This window comes from Streptomyces sp. NPDC050619 (assembly GCF_040654815.1).
Taxonomy (GTDB): Bacteria; Actinomycetota; Actinomycetes; order Streptomycetales; family Streptomycetaceae; genus Streptomyces.
Genome location: NZ_JBFAIR010000031.1, coordinates 24,154 through 41,767, shown reverse-complemented (window position 1 = coordinate 41,767; position 17,614 = coordinate 24,154). Strand labels below are relative to the sequence as shown.

Genomic DNA, 17,614 nt, shown 5'->3' with positions numbered 1-17,614 from the left:
ACGGACGCCCAATCCTGCCGCCGCCCGGAGCCCGCACACTCACCCGTCCACGGCAGGAGCGGGGGACCCACAGGTAGAACCGCCTGTTCCGGTCTCCGGAACAGGCTAGGGGTAAAGCCGTGCTTCGGCATGGCCGGGCATCTCCAGTCCGCACCCGACAGCTCACCTCGCAGGCGCCGGAGAGGAATTCACCATGCCCGCGAAGGGTAAGCACCGCCGCCCCAAGTCCCAGCGTTTCACCCGTTCCATCGCCGTTGCCGGAACCGGCGGTGCCGCGCTCGCCCTCCCGCTTCTGGGGGCCACCGGCGCCCATGCCGCCCCCGCGCAGTCCGTTTCGGAAAAGGCCGTTCAGTCGTCCGTTCCGGCCGCCGAGAAGAAGGTGGCTGAAAAGCCGGTGGCTGGAAAGAAGGCTGCCGCGAAGACGTATTCGGTTCGGGCCGGCGACTATCTCGCGAAGATCGCCGAGGAGCAGAGCGTCAGCGGTGGCTGGCACAAGCTCTACGCCGACAATCGTGAGGCGGTCGGGGACAACCCGTCGTTGATCCATCCCGGTCTGAAGCTCGCGATCGGCAAGAAGGCCACGACGAGTACCGCCAAGACCGGGTCGTCGCCCTCTTCGTCGTCGTCCAAGCCTTCGCCCAAGCCCAAGTCGAAGTCGTCGTCCGCGCCGAAGGCGTCCTCCTCGGCGAAGACCGAGTCGGCCGCGCAGACGACCGACAACGCCAGCGGCTTCACGCTCCCGGTGGGTGGTGCCTCCGTCGGTACCGGGTACCGGGTCGCGGGTAGCATGTGGTCCAGCGGTTACCACACCGGCGTCGACTTCGTCGTCCCGACCGGCACCTCGCTCAAGGCCGTCGGCGCGGGCACGGTCGTCTCCGCGGGCTGGGGCGGTGCGTACGGCAACCAGGTCGTCATCAGGCTCGCCGACGGCTACTACGCGCAGTACGCCCACCTGTCCTCGCTCTCCGTCTCGTCCGGTCAGACCGTGACCGCGGGGCAGCAGGTCGGCCTCTCCGGTGCGACCGGCAACGTGACCGGCCCGCACCTGCACTTCGAGATCCGCACCACGCCGGACTACGGCTCGGACGTGGACCCGGTCGCCTACCTCCGTTCGAAGGGCGTCGCCGTCGGCTGACGCCCCACCGACCACCTGTCTGACACGCTGCCGAAGGCCGGACCCCGATCCCCGGGTCCGGCCTTCGGTATGCCCGGGCGGGGAGAGGGGGGACACTGTGAACTCTGAAGCGGTGCAAGCGCTTTCCCTCTCCGCTTCTCTCTCCACTTCGCTCTCCACATCCGAAGGAGCCGTATCCCGTGACGACCACGCGTAGAGCTTTCGGCGCCCTGGCCGCCGGTGCCGCCGTCGCCGCCCTCACCCCCGGCACCGCGAGCGCCGGACCTCGCCACCGCCGGCTCATCGCCCACGACGACTTCCGCCGCGGCCTCGGCAAGTGGGCCGTCGAACTCCAGGACGGCGGCACCGTCACCGCAGCCCGGGGCGTGCTGGAGATCGACGTGCCGAGCGGTGCGACGGTCTGGTTCAAGCAGCGGCTCGAGGGGCCCTACGTCCTGGAGTACACCGCCACGCCGGTGTCGGAGGGCGGGGTCAACGACCGGGTCTCGGACCTCAACAACTTCTGGAACGCCACCGACGTGCGCTCTCCGGAGGACCTCTTCGCCACCCCGAGGGGCGGGGCGCTGGAGGAGTACGACTACCTCAGGACGTACTACGCCGGCTACGGCGCCAACTACAACACCACGACCCGGCTGCGCCGCTACGTCGGCGAGGCGGGCGTGCGTCCGCTCGTCTACGACTACACCGAGCCGCTGCTGGTGGCGAACCGGCCGCACCGGGTCCGCGTCGTCTCCGACGGCTCGACGGTCCAGTGGTGGAACAACGGGCGGCTCGTGTTCGACTACCGAGACCCGGAGCCGTACACGAGTGGGCACTTCGCGTTCCGGACGGTGTGGAGTCATTTCCGGATCGCCGAATTCCGGGTGTGGCAGTCGCGGTAGTTGCCGCCTCAACAGCGGTGGTGGGAGGGGTATTCCTGGTTTGACCAACACTTGAAGGGTGGCTTATCTCACCGCTCGTCAACCCCTTATTACGGTCGCGTAGGTCACATCCGAAGGGGAATCATGGGCTGTTGTGGCAGACGATTCGAAGAATGACAACAGATCAGGGATCGGGTCGTACGTAGCGGTGGGGGACAGCTTCACCGAGGGCGTGGGCGACCTTGGCCCCGACGGGGCATATGTCGGCTGGGCCGACCGGTTCGCGGTACTGCTCGCGGACCGGCGGCCCGAGGACGACTTCCAGTACACGAACCTCGCCGTGCGCGGCAGGCTGCTCGACCAGATCGTCGAGGACCAGGTTCCGCAGGCCGTCGAACTGGCTCCGGACCTGGTCTCGTTCTGCGCCGGAGGCAACGACATCCTCCGGCCCGGCACTGATCCGGACGAGGTCGCCGAGCGCTTCGAGCGGGCGCTCGATCGGCTCACCTCCGCCGTCGGCACCGTCATGGTGACGACCGGCTTCGACACCCGTGGCATCCCTGTGCTCAAGCATCTGCGCGGCAAGATCGCCACCTACAACGGGCACGTACGGGCCATCGCCGACCGATACGGCTGCCCGGTGCTCGACCTGTGGTCCCTGAAGACCATTCAGGACCGCCGGGCCTGGGACGGCGACCGGCTCCATCTGTCGCCCGAGGGGCACACGCGCGTGGCGTTGCGCGCGGGCCAGGTCCTCGGCGTGGAGGTCCCGGCCGACCCGGACCAGCCGTGGCCGCCGCTTCCGCCGCGCGGCACCCTGGAGATCCGGCGGGACGACGTGCACTGGGCGCGCGAGTACCTGGTGCCGTGGATCGGCCGCCGGCTGCGCGGTGAGTCGTCGGGGGACCACGTGACCGCCAAGGGCACTCTGTCGCCGGACGACATCAAGTCGCGGATCTCGTGGGTGGCGTGAGGGCGTTCGGGATGCCCGGTCGGTGACGGTCTGCGGACCGGTGTCGGCCGGGCCTCGTGTGCTGCCGGGGCGGGTCCCGCTGCGGGATCGGCGGGCGTGACCTGTCCCGTCGACCGACGGCGCCGACGTGTCGCTCGCGCTTGGGGGATGCGGGTGACCGCCGCCGTCACCGCGGTGTAGGAGCCGGGGTGGGTTGGGCCGGCGGATGGGTAAGTGGCTCGCTGCTGGGCTGGGGTGGGTTGGGCCGGCGGATGGGTAAGTGGCTCGCCGCCGGGCTGGGGTGGGTTGGGCCGGTGGCGGGCGAGTGGCTCGCTGCTGGGATGGGCTGGGGTGGGCCGGTGGCGGGCGAGTGGCTCGCTGCCTGCTGCGTCCTGCCGCGTCCTACGTCGTCAACGCCTCGCGCTCCAGGCCCAGTTCCCGGGCGAGCGCCTCGTCCACCCACTCCTGCGCTCGCGTCCGGGCCACCGCACCCGAGTAGCACGTCAGTTGTACGGCGAGCCCGTCCAGCAGGGCGGTGAGGCGCAGGGCCGTGCCGCCCGGGTCCGGGCAGCTGAACTCGTCCGCGGCCACACCCTCGGCGATCACCTCGGTGATCGCCGCCTTCCACTGCCGGTCGAGGTACCGCGTGACCTCCTGCAACGTGGGCTCGCGCAGCGCCGCCGCCCAGCCCTCGATCCACAGGCGCCAGCCCTTGGCCTGGCCGGTCGGGGCGTACCAGCGCACGGCCGACCGCAGCCGGCGCAGCGCGGTGGTGCGACGGCCGAGCAGCTTGCGCAGATGGGCGAGATCGTCCTCGGCCGCGTGGCTGAACGCGGCGGCGACCAGCTTCTCCTTGGTCGAGAAGTGATAGAGGACCAGCGCGTTGCTCACGCCGAGGGCCGAGGCCACGTCGGCGATCCTGACCGCCGCCACGCCCCGCGCCTCGATCTGCTCGATGGCGGCCCGCAGCAATTCCTCACGCCGCTCCGCCACGCTCAACCGCACTCTCGCCACGCGGTCACCTTAATCCGTTGCCCTGTGAGGTACCTGGGGGAGGTCGTTGGGGTGCCTGACGGAAGTCCTTTCGGCGACCCGTCACCGATACCACCCGAACCGCTCGGCGATCACCGGCAGCCGGTCGGCGACGATGGCGTGCGCGGCGGCCCGCGGGCTCGTGCCGTCGGCCTCGGCGCGGGCCAGCATCTGCTCGACCAGGGCACGCATCGAGCGGCGCGTGTGCGCGAACGCCTCGTCCGCGTCGGCGCCGATGTCGCCGAACAGGGTCCACCACCACCACGCGTTCGTCCCGGAGTTGACGACCACGTCCGGCAGTACGGTCACCCCGCGCGCGGCCAGCAGTTCCTCCGCCTCAGGAAGGACGGGCATGTTGGCCGCCTCGACGATCCAGCGCGCGGTGATCCGCTCCTGGTTCGCGGTGTCGATGGCGTAGGAGACCGCCGCGGGCACCAGCACGTCGGCGCCGGTGGACAGCCAGGCGTCGCTGGGCAGTTCACGGTCGGCGGGGCGCAGGACCCCGCGGTCCACGGTGCCGTAGGCGTCCCGCGCGGCGATCAGGGCCTCGACGTCGAGGCCCGCCGGGTTGGCGATCGTGCCCTTGATGTCGGCGACGGCCACCACGGTGAGTCCCGCGCGCGTGAGGAAGCGTGCCGTGGCCCCGCCCATGGTGCCCAGGCCCTGCACCGCGACCCGCGTGCGCGGGTACGGCACGCCGGCCCGGTCCAGCGCCGCGAGCACGGACTCGGCGACGCCGCAGCCGCCGACGAGTTCGTCGAGCCCGATGCCGTCCACCTCGACCGCGAACGCGTCCGCGAGCCGCCGCCGGGCGGTGGTCTCTTCGTCGAGCAGCGGATACACGGCCTGGATCGACGAGACGAGCCCTGCCTCGGCCGCCGCCCGGTCCACCAGGTCCTGGCTGAGGCCGAGGTCCTCACCCGTGGTCCAGAAACTCTCGAGGTACGGCCGCATGGCGCGCAGATAACGCACCAGGAGGTCGTACGCCCCCGGATCCCGGGGATCGCAGTCGATGCCGCCCTTGGCGCCGCCCAGGGGGACGTAGCGTCCCTCGGGGTTGTAGTGCAGCGCCTCCTTCATGGTCATCCCGCGGGCCAGCCCGGCGACCTCCGTCAGCGTGCAGCCCGCGCGCATGCGCAGCCCGCCACTGGAGACGCCGCGCACCAGCCGGTCGACGACCAGGAAGCCCTGGCGACCGGTGAGGTGGTCGGTCCAGGTGAGCGACATCAAGGGGGTGGTCATGCGGTCTCCTCGCCTTTACTGAATGGCAGGTCAGTATTGGGAGGTGGGTCGGAACATGTCAAAGTACTGAACGGATCATCAGTAGAATCACCATTGTCGGTGGGGGCGACCATAATGGGATCCTCACCGACTCCACCTGGAGGTACCGTGTCCGGTTTCCGTTCCCCGAGCCCCGGGCTCCTTGCGCTGCGCCCCGAGGCCTTCGGCGCGGACCCGAGCGGTGAGCGCATGGCGCGCATCCGCAGATCACCCCACTTCAAGGATGGTGTCTTCCAGAATCCCGGCGGTGTCGCGCGCATCCGCCCCTCCGGCTCGACGCTGGAGTTCGCGAAGATCTTCTTCGACCGGGACCAGCGCCTGCACCGCGCTCCGAGCGGCACCTTGCCGGTGCACGCCACCACGTTCGCCGACCTCGCCAAACCCGCCGCCACCGGCCTGCGCCTGACCTGGCTCGGGCACTCCAGCGTGCTCGCGGAGATCGACGGCCACCGGGTGCTGTTCGACCCGGTCTGGGGCGAGCGGTGCTCCCCCTTCCCCTTCGCCGGGCCCAAGCGGCTGCACCCGGTGCCCCTGCCACTGGCCGAGCTCGGCCCGGTCGACGTCGTCGTCATCTCGCACGACCACTACGACCACCTGGACCTGCCCACGATCAAGGCCCTGGCCGGCACGGACACGCTGTTCGCCGTGCCGCTGGGTGTCGGTGCCCACCTGGAGCGCTGGGGCGTGTCCGCGGACCGGCTGCGCGAGCTGGACTGGCACGAGGCGACGAAGGTCGGCGGGCTCACCCTGACCGCCACCCCCGCCCGACACTTCTGTGGCCGCGGCCTGCGCAACACCCAGCACACGCTCTGGGCCTCCTGGGCCGTCGCGGGTGCGGAGCACCGGATCTACCACAGCGGTGACACCGGCTACTTCGAGGGCTTCAAGGACATCGGCGCCGCGCACGGCCCGTTCGACGCCACGATGATCCAGCTCGGCGCCTACAGCGAGTTCTGGCCGGACATCCACATGACGCCCGAGGAGGCCGTACGTGCCCACCTCGACCTCCAGGGCGGACGGCCGCACGGCGTACTGCTCCCCATCCACTGGGGCACGTTCAACCTCGCGACGCATCCGTGGGCGGAGCCGGCGGAGTGGACGAAGGACGCCACCGCGGAGGTCGGTCAGGCGGCCGCGTTCCCCCGGCCCGGCGAGCCCTTCGAGCCTGCCGGAACCCTCCCCGTCGAGCCGTGGTGGCGAGCCGTGTCCGCGCTCGTCGCGCACCCGTGGCGCCGTCCCGAAGTGCCTCCCGTCACATCGGAGGCCACGGACGACTTCGACCTGGCCGGCGAGCGGTGACGCCGGCCGGGCCGGCCGGTCGCGCGGCAGGGGGGCCGTAGATCTCCGCGACGAGGGCTCGGACGGGCGGCAGGATTCATGGCGCCGGGCAGCCAAGAACTCGCGCTTGGCGGCCGAGGACTCGCGCTGGGCAGCCAGGGGTTCGCGCTTGGCGGCCGAGCATTCATGCCGCCGGACATTGGCTGCCGAGGATTCATGCCGCCGGACAACTGAAGTTCATGCCGCCGGATAACTGAAGAATCCCCGCCCGGACTTGCGGCCGAGCAGCCCGGACTCGACCATGCGGCGCAGCAGCGGGGGAGGGGCGTACGCCGCCTCCCGGTACTCCTCGTACAGTGCTTCACCGATCGCCGCCACCGTGTCCAGGCCGATGAGGTCGGCCAGCCGCAACGGTCCCATGGGGTGCGCGCATCCGGCCGTCATGCCGGTGTCGATGTCCTCGGCCGTGGCCGTGCCGGAGCCGACCATCCGCATCGCCGCCAGCAGGTAGGGCACCAGCAGGGAGTTCACCACGAAGCCCGCGCGGTCCTGCGCGACGATCGTCTTCTTGCCCAGCACCTCGCCCGCGAAGGCGCGCACCCGCGACTGGGTGGCCTTCGAGGTGTGCAGCGAGGGGATGATCTCCACCAGTGGCATGACGGGGACCGGGTTGAAGAAGTGCAGCCCGACCACCGCCTCGGGGCGTCCGGTCGCGGCGGCGAGCCGGGCGATGGGGATCGAGGACGTGTTGCTGGCCAGCACGGCTGCCGGGTCGGTGACGACCTCGTCGAGCCGGCGGAACAGCGCCGTCTTGGCCTCCTCGTCCTCCACGGCGGCCTCGACGACCAGATCCGCTCCGGCCAGGTGGGACAGGTCGCCGGTGACGGCGATGCCCGCCAGGGCGTGCGCGCGGTCCTCCGGCGTGAGCGCGCCCTTCTTCTCCGCCCTGAGCAGCGAGTCCGCGACGCCGGACAGACCGGCGCGGGCCCTGTCCTCGCTCGTGTCGCACAAGGTGACGGACAGTCCGGCGCGGGCGCAGACCTCGGCGATGCCCCGCCCCATCTGCCCGGCGCCCACGATTCCCACGCGCTTGATCGCGGCCATGCGTCCCTCCTCCGGGCGACGGATCCAGGCGTCGCCACAACCCGTGGTGCCGCGCCGAGCGTAATCCGGCCATACCCCTTCTGACCTGCCCGGACAGAACGTATTCCGCGCACAAAGATGCGTCGGTTCGTCGTTGACCGGCGCTGCCGTGCGGGGCGACGCTGATCGCGCCGAGGCGGGCCCTACGGCCGGCGACGATCACCAGGAGGCAGACGTGGGTACCGAAGACGGCACCTCTGACATGCGTACCGGCGCCCTGCACGGGCTGCGGATCGCGGACTTCTCCCGCGTGCTCGCCGGACCGTACGCCACCATGCTGCTCGCCGATCTCGGCGCCGACGTGGTGAAGGTGGAGCGGCCCGGCGCCGGGGACGAGACCCGGCAGTGGCGTCCGCCCGCCGACGAGAACGGCACGTCCACCTACTTCCTCGGCGTCAACCGCAACAAGCGCTCGGTCGCCCTGGACCTGGCGAGCGATTCCGGGCGTGAACGGGCGCGCGCCCTCATCGCCGAGTCCGATGTGCTGGTGGAGAACTTCCGGCCCGGCACGATGGCACGCCTCGGGCTGGGACATGAGGACCTCAAAGGCCGTCACCCGCGTCTCGTCTACTGCTCCATCAGCGGCTTCGGTGCTGACGGCGGGGCCGCCATCCCCGGCTACGACCTGCTCGTCCAGGCCGTCGGCGGGCTGATGAGCGTGACCGGGGAGCCCGACGGCGAACCGGTGAAGGCCGGGGTGGCCCTCGTCGACGTGATCACCGGTCTGCACGCGGCGCTGGGCATCATGGCGGCCCTGCGGCACCGGGACGCGACCGGCGAGGGGCAGCGCGTCGAGGTGAGCCTGCTGGGCTCGCTGCTGTCGGCGATGGTCAACCAGGCGTCGGGGTACGCCGTCGCGGGAGTCGTCCCCGGACGGCTGGGCAACGCCCACCCCAGCATCGCGCCGTACGAGACCTTCCCCACCGCGGACCGCCCGCTGGCGCTCGCGGTGGGCAACGACGGGCAGTTCGCGGCGCTGGCCGGCGTCCTCGGGTGCGCGGGCCTCGCCGACGACGAGCGGTTCCGCAGCAATCCCGACCGGGTGGCGCACCGCGCCGAGTTGCGGAAGGTGCTGGGCGAACGGCTGCTCGGCGCCGGCGCGGACCACTGGTCCGCCGCTCTGCTCGCCGCGGGAGTGCCGGCCGGGCCGGTCAACAGGCTCGACGAGGCGTTCGCCTTCGCCGACCGGCTCGGGCTGCCCGGCATCGTGGACATCCCGGCCGCGGCGAACGGACCGGCGTCCCGACAGGTCGCCCACCCCATCGCGCTGAGCGCGTCACCCGCGCGGTACCGCCTGGCGCCGCCCGGCCTGGGCGAGCACACCGCGGAGGTCTTCCGAGACCCGCTCGACGACGCCTCCGCATCCGCATGACCGTCACCAGAGGGAGAGACCCCATGTCCGTCACCACCGACCGTGCCCCGAGCACGACCGCCGCCCTGGACCTCGAAGCCGAGCATCTGTTCACCGTCGAGGAACTGCGCTGGCGCGACCGGGTGCGGGAGTTCACCGCCCGGCACATCACCCCCGTCGCCGAAGCCGACTTCGAGGACCGGCACTTCCGGCTCGAACTGGTGCGTGGGATCGGCGATTTGGGCGTCCTCGGAATGCATCTCCAAGGCTACGGTTGCGCCGGTGCCGGAGCGGTGAGCTACGGCCTGGCCTGCATGGAGCTGGAGGCGGGCGACACCGCCTGGCGTACGTTCGTGTCCGTCCAGGGCTCGCTCGCGATGACGGCGATCGCCAAGTGGGGCTCCGAGGAGCAGAAGCAGCACTGGCTGCCCGGCATGGCCGCCGGAGCGACCATCGGGTGCTTCGCCCTCACCGAACCCGACGGCGGCAGCGACCCGGCGGGGATGAAGACCGTCGCGCGCCGGGACGGCGGCGACTGGGTGCTCAGCGGCGCCAAGCGCTGGATCGGGCTGGGCAGCGTGGCCGACGTCGCGGTGGTGTGGGCGGCGACGGACGAGGGGGTCCGTGGCTTCCTCGTGCCGACGGACACACCCGGTTTCGTCGCCCGGGACATCACCAACAAGCTCTCCCTGCGCGCCTCCGTCCAGTGCGACCTGCTCCTCGAGGACTGCCGGCTGCCCGCCGACGCCGTACTCCCGGGTGTCGTCGGCCTGCGCGGTCCCTTCAGCTGCCTCAACGAAGCCCGCTACGGCATCATCTGGGGCGTCATGGGAGCGGCCCGGGAGTGCCTGAGCGCCGCCGTCGAACGCTCCACGACCCGGCGGGTCTTCGGCCGGCCCCTCGCCGAGTTCCAGCTGACCCAGCAGAAGCTGGCGGACATGGCGGTGGAGTACCAGAAGGGGCTGCTGCTGGCGCTGCACATCGGGCGGCTGAAGGAGGACGGCCGGCTGGCCCCCGCGCAGATCAGCGTGGGCAAGCTCAACAACGTGCGCGAGGCGCTGGACATCGCCAGGACCGTGCGCACCATCCTCGGCGGGGATGGCGTCACCAGCGACTTCCCGGTGATGCGGCACATGGCGAACCTGGAGTCCGTACGCACCTACGAGGGCACCGACGAGGTGCACGCCCTGGTGATCGGCCAGGCGCTGACCGGCCACCGCGCCTTCAGCTGACACCCTCGGCCGGTTGATCCTCGGCCGGGTGATCCGACACCGTGTGATCCGAGACCGTCTGATCCGAGACCGTGTGATCCGCTGCCTCCCGCAGCCGGCAGATCACACCGCGTACCGCGGGCGACGTCTCGCCCTTGCGATAGGCGCCGACCAGCCGGGTGGTCGGCCGTACGTCCGCCAGCGGACGGTAGACGACGCCCGGTATCCGTACCCGGCGCAGCGAATCCGGCACCAGGGCCACCGCCAGCCCGCCGCCCACCAGGGTGAGCGCGGCGACGAAGTCCCGCACCGGGGGAGCGCACTGGGGACTGAAGCCCCCTTGCTCGGCGACTTCCAGGATCTGGTCGCGGCAGCCGTACTCCTCGTCGAAGTGCGGCGCGACGAACCGCTCGTGCCGCAGCTCCGCCGCCGGTACGGCCTCGTACGCGGCCAGGGGCGCCCCGGCAGGCAGCGCCAGTACGACGTCCTCGGTGAGCAGACACGTGGCCGTGACCCCGGGCGGGTACCGTGGCCGCCAGCGCAGGAAGCCGACGTCGATGTCCCCGCAGGAAAGAGCCTCCAGCTGAGCTGGGGTCTCCAATTCGCGTACTTGTACGGTGAGTTGGGTGCCGAGGGCGGTGCACCGAGTGAGGATGTCGGTGAGTACCCCGGAGAAGGCGGCCGAGGCCACGTAGGCGATCTCGGCGTGTCCCAGCTCCCCCCGGCCCGCCCGCCGGCCCACGGCCTCGGCCCGGGCGGCCTGGGCGAGGGTCAGCCGCGCCTCTTCGAGAAACAGCCGCCCGGCGCTGGTCAGCGCCGGGCGGGTGCGTCGTCCGCGGTCGATCAGGCGGACCCCCAAGTGCGACTCCAGCGACCTGACCTGGGCGCTGAGTGCCGAAGGAGCCAGATGCAGTCGGTCCGCCGCCCGCGCGAAGTGCAGTTCCTCCGCGACGGTGACGAACGATTCCAGCCAGCGCAGTTCCACCGGCTCCTCCGTCCTGGGGTTTCGCCCGTTGCCGTGTCCGTCAGGGGATCACGACGTAGTTGCTGAATCCGCCGTCGCGGTTCTCCAGTCCCGAGATCGCCTCGTTGACCTTGGCGAGCGGGAAGGGCTTGCACTCCAGATAGGACAGGTCCAGGGCGCCCGTGCGCACCATGTCGGCGAGTTCCTGTCCCTGCGCGGTGGTGAACCAGTTGGAGCCGATCAGCTGGACCTGCTCGTCCATCAGCCACTTCACGTCCACCGGCAGCCGGTCGGCCACGCCGCCCACGTTGACGACCTTGCCGCCCCTGCGCACCCCCTGCATGGAGTCCAGCATCGTCTCCACCGGGGCCCTGGCGCCCAGCGCGCTGATGACGAAGTCCGCGCCTTCGCCGCCGGTCAGGGACTTCGCCCACTCGCCGGTGGAACCGTCGCCCAGTCGGAAGACCTCGACGCGGTCCGGATCCAGGTCCTTGACGCGCTTGAGGAGCGTCTCGTTGCGGCCGGTCCCGAGGACCCGGGAGACACCGGAGGCGAGCGCGAGCAGGGTCGCCGCGACCCCGAGGGTTCCGGTGACGCCGTCGACGAGCGCCACCTGGCCGGGGCCGGCGGCGGCGTGCTTGAGGGCTCCGTAGGACGTGCCGATGTAGCCGAGCTTGCCGGCCTGTTCGAACGTCATGTTGTCGGGGATGTTCACGAGCGAGTACTGGGGCGCCGTCATGTACTGCGCGAAGCCCCCGTAGGGGTAGAGGTCGAAGATCCGCTGACCGTCGCGGGAGGTGCTGAAGTAGCCGTTCAGGGTGAAGTAGCGGCACAGGCTGCGCTGTCCGGCGCGGCACGCCTGGCAACTGCCGCAGGATCGCAGCGGATTCACGTACACGCGGTCGCCGGGTTTGGTGTTGAGGACCGCCTCCCCGACTGCCTCGACCACACCGGCGGCATCGAGACCGAAGACGGCGGGGAGCGCGGGCAGCGGCTGATGCGGAAACCAGGTGGGCCAGTTGTTGATCACATTGGCCATGTTGGGCACGATTCCGCAGGCTTTGACCCGCACCAACACATCGGTCGGTCGCGGGACGGGCACGTCGATCGTGTCCACCGACATGGGTTCACCGAGCGCGTGCAGTCGCGCTGCGAGCATTTTCGCCATTGAAATACTCCTTGGAATTACTTACAGAACTGCCTACGGAATTGCCTACGGGTGGGTGAAAGGGTTCTCGTAACCGCTTTCGAGGTCGACATCGAGCATCCCCATGATGCGGACGCCGGAGTTGTACCAGGCGATGGACAGGGCGAGTTCGACCAGTTGCCGGTCCGGAAGACGGTCGGCGACGGCGCGCCATGTCTCCGCGGAGACATCGACCTGGAGCGTGGATTCCCGGGCGAGACGCATGACGGCCTTCTCCGTCTCGTCGAAGACGTCGGCCGATTCGAAGTCGGCGACCGCCGCGAGCTGTTCCTCGGTGAGCCCCGCCTTGAGACCGTGGGACTGGTGATGGGCCACCTCGTACGCGGACCGGGTCGCATGCCCCACGGTCAGGATCGCCAGTTCCCGGAGCCTGGGGCTGAGTTCGGCGGCCCGCAGCGCGTTGGCGTAGGTCAGGAAGGCGTCGAGCTGGGCGGGCGCGCCCGCGAGGGCGAGGAAGATGTTCGCGGTGGGTACCTTCCGCTCGGCCTCCAACCGGTCGTACAGGGGCTTGTGCTGCTCGGCCGCGTCCTCGCGGCGCAAATACGGGACTCGTGCCATGGCGTTTCCTCGGGGAACGGGAAGGTCAGTGAGCGGACTGTTCCAGCAGGAACCGTTCGAGCGTCATCGGATTCGGCTTTTCCGCCGGCGGGATCCGCGGCACCCCCACAAAGGAGGACGCCTCGAAATACCACTTCTCCAGCGCCGGAAATCCCCAGCGGGCGTTCGTGCTCAGCGATGCCGCGTCCCAGCGCACGGGCTCGATCTCGGTGTCGATCGTCTGGTAGTGGCTGTTGAAGACCTCCACCCGGTGGCCGTCCGGGTCGCGGAGGTAGGCGAAGAGCATCCCGCCCGGACCGTGGCGTCCCGGGCCCCGCTCCACCGAGTCGCCGTAGCCCAGGTTGCCCGCGAAGTCGCAGGCCGTGAAGATGTCGCGGCTTTCGGAGACGGTATAGGCGAAGTGGTGCAGGGCCGGTCCGGCGTTCTCGACGATCGCCAGGTCCAGGCACGTGCCCTTGCGGTACATGAACGCGCTCAGCAGTTTGTCCCCGTGGGCGATGTACTCGGAATTACGGAAGCCGAGTTCGCCGTAGAAAGCGCACAGGGCGTACGTGTCGGGGGCGAACGTCTGGAAGTGGTCGAGGCGCTGCGCGTGCGCACCCTTGTGGAGCTCGAAGTCGATGTGCAGCCTCGGCCGGGTCTCCATCGTCGCGCAGAGTTCGAGAGGTGTGCCGATGGGGTCGCTGACGTGCAGGGTGCGGCCCTGGTGCGGGACGTCGACCCAGGCCGCGGGGAGCTCGCGCGCGCGGAAGAAGTCGTAGGCGATGTCGAGGTCCTCGTCGAAGAAGACCCGGAAGCCGATCCGCTTGCACGATCCGCCCCCGGACTCGTCCTGTTCGAGGACCAGACTGTGGTGGCAGGCCTCGGACAGACCGCGCAGGTAGCAGGTGCCGTCGTCCTCCTCGGTGACGACCAGGCCGAGCACGTTCACGTAGAAGTTCCGGCTCTCGGCCAGATCGGCGACGGTCAGCCGTACATGGCTGGAGCGGGTGATGTTGAAGGGCGGGCGCAGATCGACGGGTGGCAGCATGCTCGTCTCCGGACCGGGAGGGTGGATTGTCCTGGGGAGTGGATTGTCCGGAAAGGCGGCTTACGAGCTGGTCGTGGCGGATGCGGGAGCCGCGAAGGGGAAGGCGGACCAGCCGCTGAACTCGGCGGCGGTACCCAGAGCCTCCTCGATACGGAGCACCTCGTTCCACTTCGCCATGCGCTCGGAGCGGGTGAACGACCCCACCTTCAGCTGGCCGGCGTCCCAGCCGACGCTCAGATGGGCGACCGTCACGTCCTCGGACTCGCCGGAGCGCGCCGAGACGATCGTGCCGAAGCCGGCCGCCCTTCCGGCGCGCAGGGCGGTGAGCGCCTCAGTGATCGTGCCGGCCTGGTTCGGCTTGATGAGCACGGCGTTCGCCGCACCGTCCGCCGCCGCCACGGCCACGCGTCCGGCGTTGGTCACCAGGTAGTCGTCGCCGATGACCTGGCAGCGGTCGCCGTAGCGCCGGGTGAACTCCACCATGCCGGCGTGGTCGTCCTCGCCGAGCGGATCCTCGATCGCCAGGATCGGGTAGTCGTCGATCCAGCGCCCGAGCATGTCGATCAACGCGCCGGTGTCCAGGGCACGGTTGTCCAGGGCCAGCCGGTACTTGTCGGCGCTGCCGAACTGCGAGGCCGCGATGTCCAGGGAGATGCCGACCTGCGCCGACGGACGGAAGCCCGCGGCCTCGATGGCCAGGGTCAGCGTCTCCAGCGCCTCCTCATTGGAGTCGAACGCCGGCCAGAAGCCGCCTTCGTCGGCCACGCCGCCGGTCTTGCCCGCCTTCCGCATCAGGCCTCCGGCGGCCCGGTAGATCTCCGCGGTCCAGTCGAGGGCCTCGGAGAAGCTCCGCGCCGCGGGACACACCACCATGAAGTCCTGCACGTCGACGCGCCGGTCCGCGTGTGCGCCGCCGCCGAAGATCTGGATCTCCGGCAACGGGATCCTGACCGGGTGTGCGCCCGCCAGATGAAGCCACAGCGGCTGGTCCGCGGACGCCGCGGCGGCGTGCAGCACGGCCATGGACGTGGCCACGATCGCGTTGCCCCCGAGGCGGCCGCGGTCCGTGGTCCCGTCGAGATCCACCAGCAGCCGGTCGACGGCCGCCTGATCGGACGCGTCGTGGTCCTTGAGGGCGGGCGCGATCTCGTCGTTCACCGAGCGCACCGCGCGCTGGACGTCGAGCCCGCCGAAGCGACTTCCGCCGTCCCGCAGGTCGAGTGCCTCCCCTCGGCCGGTCGAGGCCCCGGCCGGCGCGATGGCCCGCCCGACCGCACCGTCCGTGAGTCGGACCTCGACCTCGACGGTCGGCCGGCCGCGTGAGTCCCACACCTTGCGGCCGTACAGCTTGGCGATCCGCGCGTCTGTCATGGCGGTGCAACCTTTCGGAATTTCGGGATCGAACGATCACGGTGGTGTCAGGGGCGGCGTCGGCGACCTCGATGACGGCTGCCCTTGCGCTGTGAATGCTATCGATAGCGCAATGGTTAAGAGGGGTGTTGCCAGGTGTCAAGAGGCAGGTGACTATCGATTCGCCAGAAGCGCGAACAGGCCCTTGCTTCTGGGCATGAAGGGCGTCAGTGCTATCGTTAGCAAAACAAGGAGGCGACCTCCCGTGTCCTGGAGGAGGTCAGTCGGCCTGGGGTAGCGCCGTGCTGCCCCGCACGACCAGGGAGCCCGGCGACATCGAGGTGTACGCGCCGTCGTTGCTCGGCTTCGTCTTGAGGCGGCGCAGCAGCCACAGGGCGCAGCCCGTGGCCATCTCCTGGATCGGCAGGCCGACCGTCGTGAGTCCCGGCCCCCACCACGAGAACCCCGGCTCGTCTCCGAACCCGACCACCGACAGCTCCTCGGGCACTTTCACGCCCTGCCGGGACAGCTCCTCCAGGACGCCCAGCGTGAGTTGGATCGATCCGAGCACGAGCGCGGTGGGTGCCCGCGGCCCCTCCAGCAGCCGGCGCGCCGCCTCACGGCCGTACTCCACGGACGACGGCGGCCCCAGCTCCGCCCGTGCGGCGTCCTCGCCCTCGGACAGTCCGCCCTCACGCAGGGCGTTGCGGAAACCCGCCAGGCGGTCGGCGCCCGTGGGCAGTTCGACGGGGCCGCCCAGGTACGCGATGCGGGTGTGGCCCAGCGCCACCAGGTGGGCCGTGCCCTCGCGCACCGCCTCCTGGTCGTCCACGCCGAACCACTGGGATCCGAGCGACGGGTGCCGGCGCAGCAGTTGCAGGTGCGGCACCCCGCGCAGAAGCTTCACGGATTCGCTGTGCGGGCGCGCCGTGGGCACGATGATGACGCCCGCCACGCGGTTCGCGGACAGCTCGCGCAGGTGGCGCAGCTCCACCATCCGGTCGTCGTCGGTCTCCGAGAGTATGAGCTGGAAGCCCTGCGCCTCCATGTTCTTGGACAACTCGTGCGCGATGGTCGAGTAGAAGCTGTTGCGGATGTCCGGGATGACCAGCCCGACGACGTTGCTCGACCCCCCGCATCATCCGCGCCGCGCGATTGCCGACGTATCCCATGTCAGAAGCGGCCTGGCGGACCCGGAACTTGGTCTGCTCGCTGATCCGGGGATCGTCGGCGAGTGCCCGGCCGACCGTCGAGACGGAGATCCCGAGGCGTTCGGCGATGTCCCTGGTGGTGATCACGTGGAAGGGCCCCGAGTGGTCGACTGCTGCTCTCACTGTCGGTGTGCCAACGATAGCATCGGGGGTCTGAGTGTCGCCGGGGAACGGCGGTGGCCTTCCACCTGCATGCTAACGTTAGCACTGCTGATAGGGCTGTGCAGTCGCCCGCGGCTGCCGAAATTGCGGAGGTGTCCGTGCGGATCGTCAGGTATTCCGTCGATGGCGTGCATTGCTACGGAGAACTCGAGGCCTCAGGCGCCGAAATCGCCCGATGCGAGGGTGATCCCTTCTCGGGAATGCGCCCCACGGGCGAGGTCGACAAGGCCGGCGACGTGACCATTCTGTCTCCGCTGGACCGGCCCCGAGTCTTCGGGTTCGCCTACAACTACGTCTCACACATCGACGAGACCGACCGTGAGGTTCCGGAGGTTCCCGTGCTCTTCATGAAGCCGAGCACGGCTGTCATAGGGCCGGGGGAGAGCATCGTGTATCCGGCCGATGGCGAACTGGTCCATTTCGAAGGCGAGTTGGTCGTCGTCATAGGCAAGGAAGCCCGCGGTGTGAAGGCTTCCGAGGCTCACGAATACATCCTCGGCTATACCTGCGGGAACGACGTCAGCGACCGCGTCATCCAGCGGAGGGAAAGCGCCTTCGGGACGCTCCTGATCGGCAAGGGGCAGGACACGTTCGCGCCCCTGGGGCCGGTCATCGCCACGGACCTCGACCCGTCGCGGCTGTCGCTGACGACACGGGTGAACGGGACCGTGAAACAGTCGGCGAGCACCGCTGACCTACTGCTGACCGTGCCCGAGATCATCAGTTACCTCAGCCGCTATCTCACGCTGCTGCCCGGCGACGCGATCATGACGGGGACCCCGTCCGGCGTCGGACCGATCCGTCCCGGGGACGAGGTCGAGATCGAGATCGAGGGCATCGGCGTACTGCGGAATCCCGTGGTGGCCGAAGGCAATTGACACGCCCGTCG

General features: G+C 70.1%; 16 protein-coding genes, 1 pseudogene and 1 riboswitch. Of the genes and pseudogenes, 7 read left to right on the top strand and 10 right to left on the bottom strand.

The genetic code is table 11. The features are described from left to right. Nucleotides 1-30 precede the first annotated feature (30 nt). Nucleotides 31-189: riboswitch (cyclic di-AMP (ydaO/yuaA leader) on the top strand. A gap of 4 nt (nt 190-193) precedes the next feature. The 3 genes from AB0I77_RS38320 (at nt 194) to AB0I77_RS38310 (ending at nt 2,968) form a co-directional block, all read left to right on the top strand. Beyond that, nucleotides 194-1,135: a LysM peptidoglycan-binding domain-containing M23 family metallopeptidase gene (locus tag AB0I77_RS38320; RefSeq protein WP_363287417.1), complete on the top strand. Its 942-nt coding sequence runs from the start codon at nt 194-196 to the stop codon at nt 1,133-1,135. A gap of 179 nt (nt 1,136-1,314) precedes the next feature. Then, entirely contained in the window at nt 1,315-2,016 is a 702-nt protein-coding gene (locus AB0I77_RS38315) for a DUF6250 domain-containing protein (protein WP_363287416.1), read from the top strand. Between the two features lie 133 nt (nt 2,017-2,149). Further along, nucleotides 2,150-2,968, top strand: coding sequence for an SGNH/GDSL hydrolase family protein (locus AB0I77_RS38310; protein WP_363287415.1), 819 nt, complete (start codon nt 2,150-2,152; stop codon nt 2,966-2,968). 381 nt (nt 2,969-3,349) lie between these two features. Here AB0I77_RS38310 and AB0I77_RS38305 read toward each other — a convergent pair whose 3' ends face one another. Together AB0I77_RS38305 and AB0I77_RS38300 are read right to left on the bottom strand one after the other, a co-directional pair. After that, nucleotides 3,350-3,961, bottom strand: coding sequence for a TetR family transcriptional regulator C-terminal domain-containing protein (locus AB0I77_RS38305; RefSeq protein WP_363287414.1), 612 nt, complete (start codon nt 3,959-3,961; stop codon nt 3,350-3,352). A gap of 81 nt (nt 3,962-4,042) precedes the next feature. Then, nucleotides 4,043-5,221 (bottom strand): Glu/Leu/Phe/Val dehydrogenase dimerization domain-containing protein, encoded by a 1,179-nt coding sequence (locus AB0I77_RS38300; protein ID WP_363287413.1) that lies wholly within the window; start codon nt 5,219-5,221, stop codon nt 4,043-4,045. A 147-nt stretch (nt 5,222-5,368) separates the two neighbouring features. Between AB0I77_RS38300 and AB0I77_RS38295 the strand changes: the two genes are divergently transcribed. Then, nucleotides 5,369-6,559: an MBL fold metallo-hydrolase gene (locus AB0I77_RS38295; RefSeq protein ID WP_363287412.1), complete on the top strand. Its 1,191-nt coding sequence runs from the start codon at nt 5,369-5,371 to the stop codon at nt 6,557-6,559. 216 nt (nt 6,560-6,775) lie between these two features. Here AB0I77_RS38295 and AB0I77_RS38290 read toward each other — a convergent pair whose 3' ends face one another. Continuing rightward, on the bottom strand, nt 6,776-7,642 hold the full coding sequence (locus AB0I77_RS38290) for a 3-hydroxybutyryl-CoA dehydrogenase (protein WP_363287411.1): 867 nt from the start codon (nt 7,640-7,642) through the stop codon (nt 6,776-6,778). A 241-nt stretch (nt 7,643-7,883) separates the two neighbouring features. Here AB0I77_RS38290 and AB0I77_RS38285 point away from each other — a divergent pair, with 241 nt between their 5' ends. Together AB0I77_RS38285 and AB0I77_RS38280 are read left to right on the top strand one after the other, a co-directional pair. Continuing rightward, complete coding sequence (locus AB0I77_RS38285; RefSeq protein WP_363287500.1) at nt 7,884-9,053, top strand: CoA transferase; 1,170 nt, start codon at nt 7,884-7,886, stop codon at nt 9,051-9,053. A 23-nt stretch (nt 9,054-9,076) separates the two neighbouring features. Next, nucleotides 9,077-10,264, top strand: a complete 1,188-nt coding sequence (locus AB0I77_RS38280; RefSeq protein ID WP_363287410.1) for an acyl-CoA dehydrogenase family protein — start codon at nt 9,077-9,079, stop codon at nt 10,262-10,264. Here AB0I77_RS38280 and AB0I77_RS38275 read toward each other — a convergent pair. The 7 genes and pseudogenes from AB0I77_RS38275 to AB0I77_RS38245 form a co-directional block, all read right to left on the bottom strand. Then, nucleotides 10,257-11,228, bottom strand: a complete 972-nt coding sequence (locus AB0I77_RS38275; protein ID WP_363287409.1) for a LysR substrate-binding domain-containing protein — start codon at nt 11,226-11,228, stop codon at nt 10,257-10,259. The two genes, AB0I77_RS38280 and AB0I77_RS38275, sit on opposite strands and share 8 nt — an antisense overlap. Before the next feature lie 40 nt (nt 11,229-11,268). Then, nucleotides 11,269-12,375 carry an alcohol dehydrogenase catalytic domain-containing protein gene (locus tag AB0I77_RS38270; RefSeq protein ID WP_363287408.1) on the bottom strand — a complete coding sequence of 369 codons (1,107 nt, stop codon included), beginning with the start codon at nt 12,373-12,375 and terminating at the stop codon, nt 11,269-11,271. Nucleotides 12,376-12,420: 45 nt separating this feature from the next. After that, on the bottom strand, nt 12,421-12,972 hold the full coding sequence (locus AB0I77_RS38265) for a carboxymuconolactone decarboxylase family protein (RefSeq protein ID WP_363287407.1): 552 nt from the start codon (nt 12,970-12,972) through the stop codon (nt 12,421-12,423). A gap of 25 nt (nt 12,973-12,997) precedes the next feature. Further along, complete coding sequence (locus AB0I77_RS38260; RefSeq protein ID WP_363287406.1) at nt 12,998-14,002, bottom strand: VOC family protein; 1,005 nt, start codon at nt 14,000-14,002, stop codon at nt 12,998-13,000. Nucleotides 14,003-14,062: 60 nt separating this feature from the next. After that, nucleotides 14,063-15,373: a phosphopyruvate hydratase gene (gene eno / locus AB0I77_RS38255; RefSeq protein ID WP_363287405.1), complete on the bottom strand. Its 1,311-nt coding sequence runs from the start codon at nt 15,371-15,373 to the stop codon at nt 14,063-14,065. Between the two features lie 259 nt (nt 15,374-15,632). Beyond that, nucleotides 15,633-16,424: a substrate-binding domain-containing protein gene (locus tag AB0I77_RS38250; RefSeq protein WP_363287499.1), complete on the bottom strand. Its 792-nt coding sequence runs from the start codon at nt 16,422-16,424 to the stop codon at nt 15,633-15,635. A 142-nt stretch (nt 16,425-16,566) separates the two neighbouring features. Next, nucleotides 16,567-16,650, bottom strand: a pseudogene (locus AB0I77_RS38245) (winged helix-turn-helix transcriptional regulator); the annotation flags it as partial. Between the two features lie 134 nt (nt 16,651-16,784). Between AB0I77_RS38245 and AB0I77_RS38240 the strand changes: the two are divergent. Further along, nucleotides 16,785-17,603: a fumarylacetoacetate hydrolase family protein gene (locus AB0I77_RS38240; protein WP_363287404.1), complete on the top strand. Its 819-nt coding sequence runs from the start codon at nt 16,785-16,787 to the stop codon at nt 17,601-17,603. Nucleotides 17,604-17,614 lie beyond the last annotated feature (11 nt).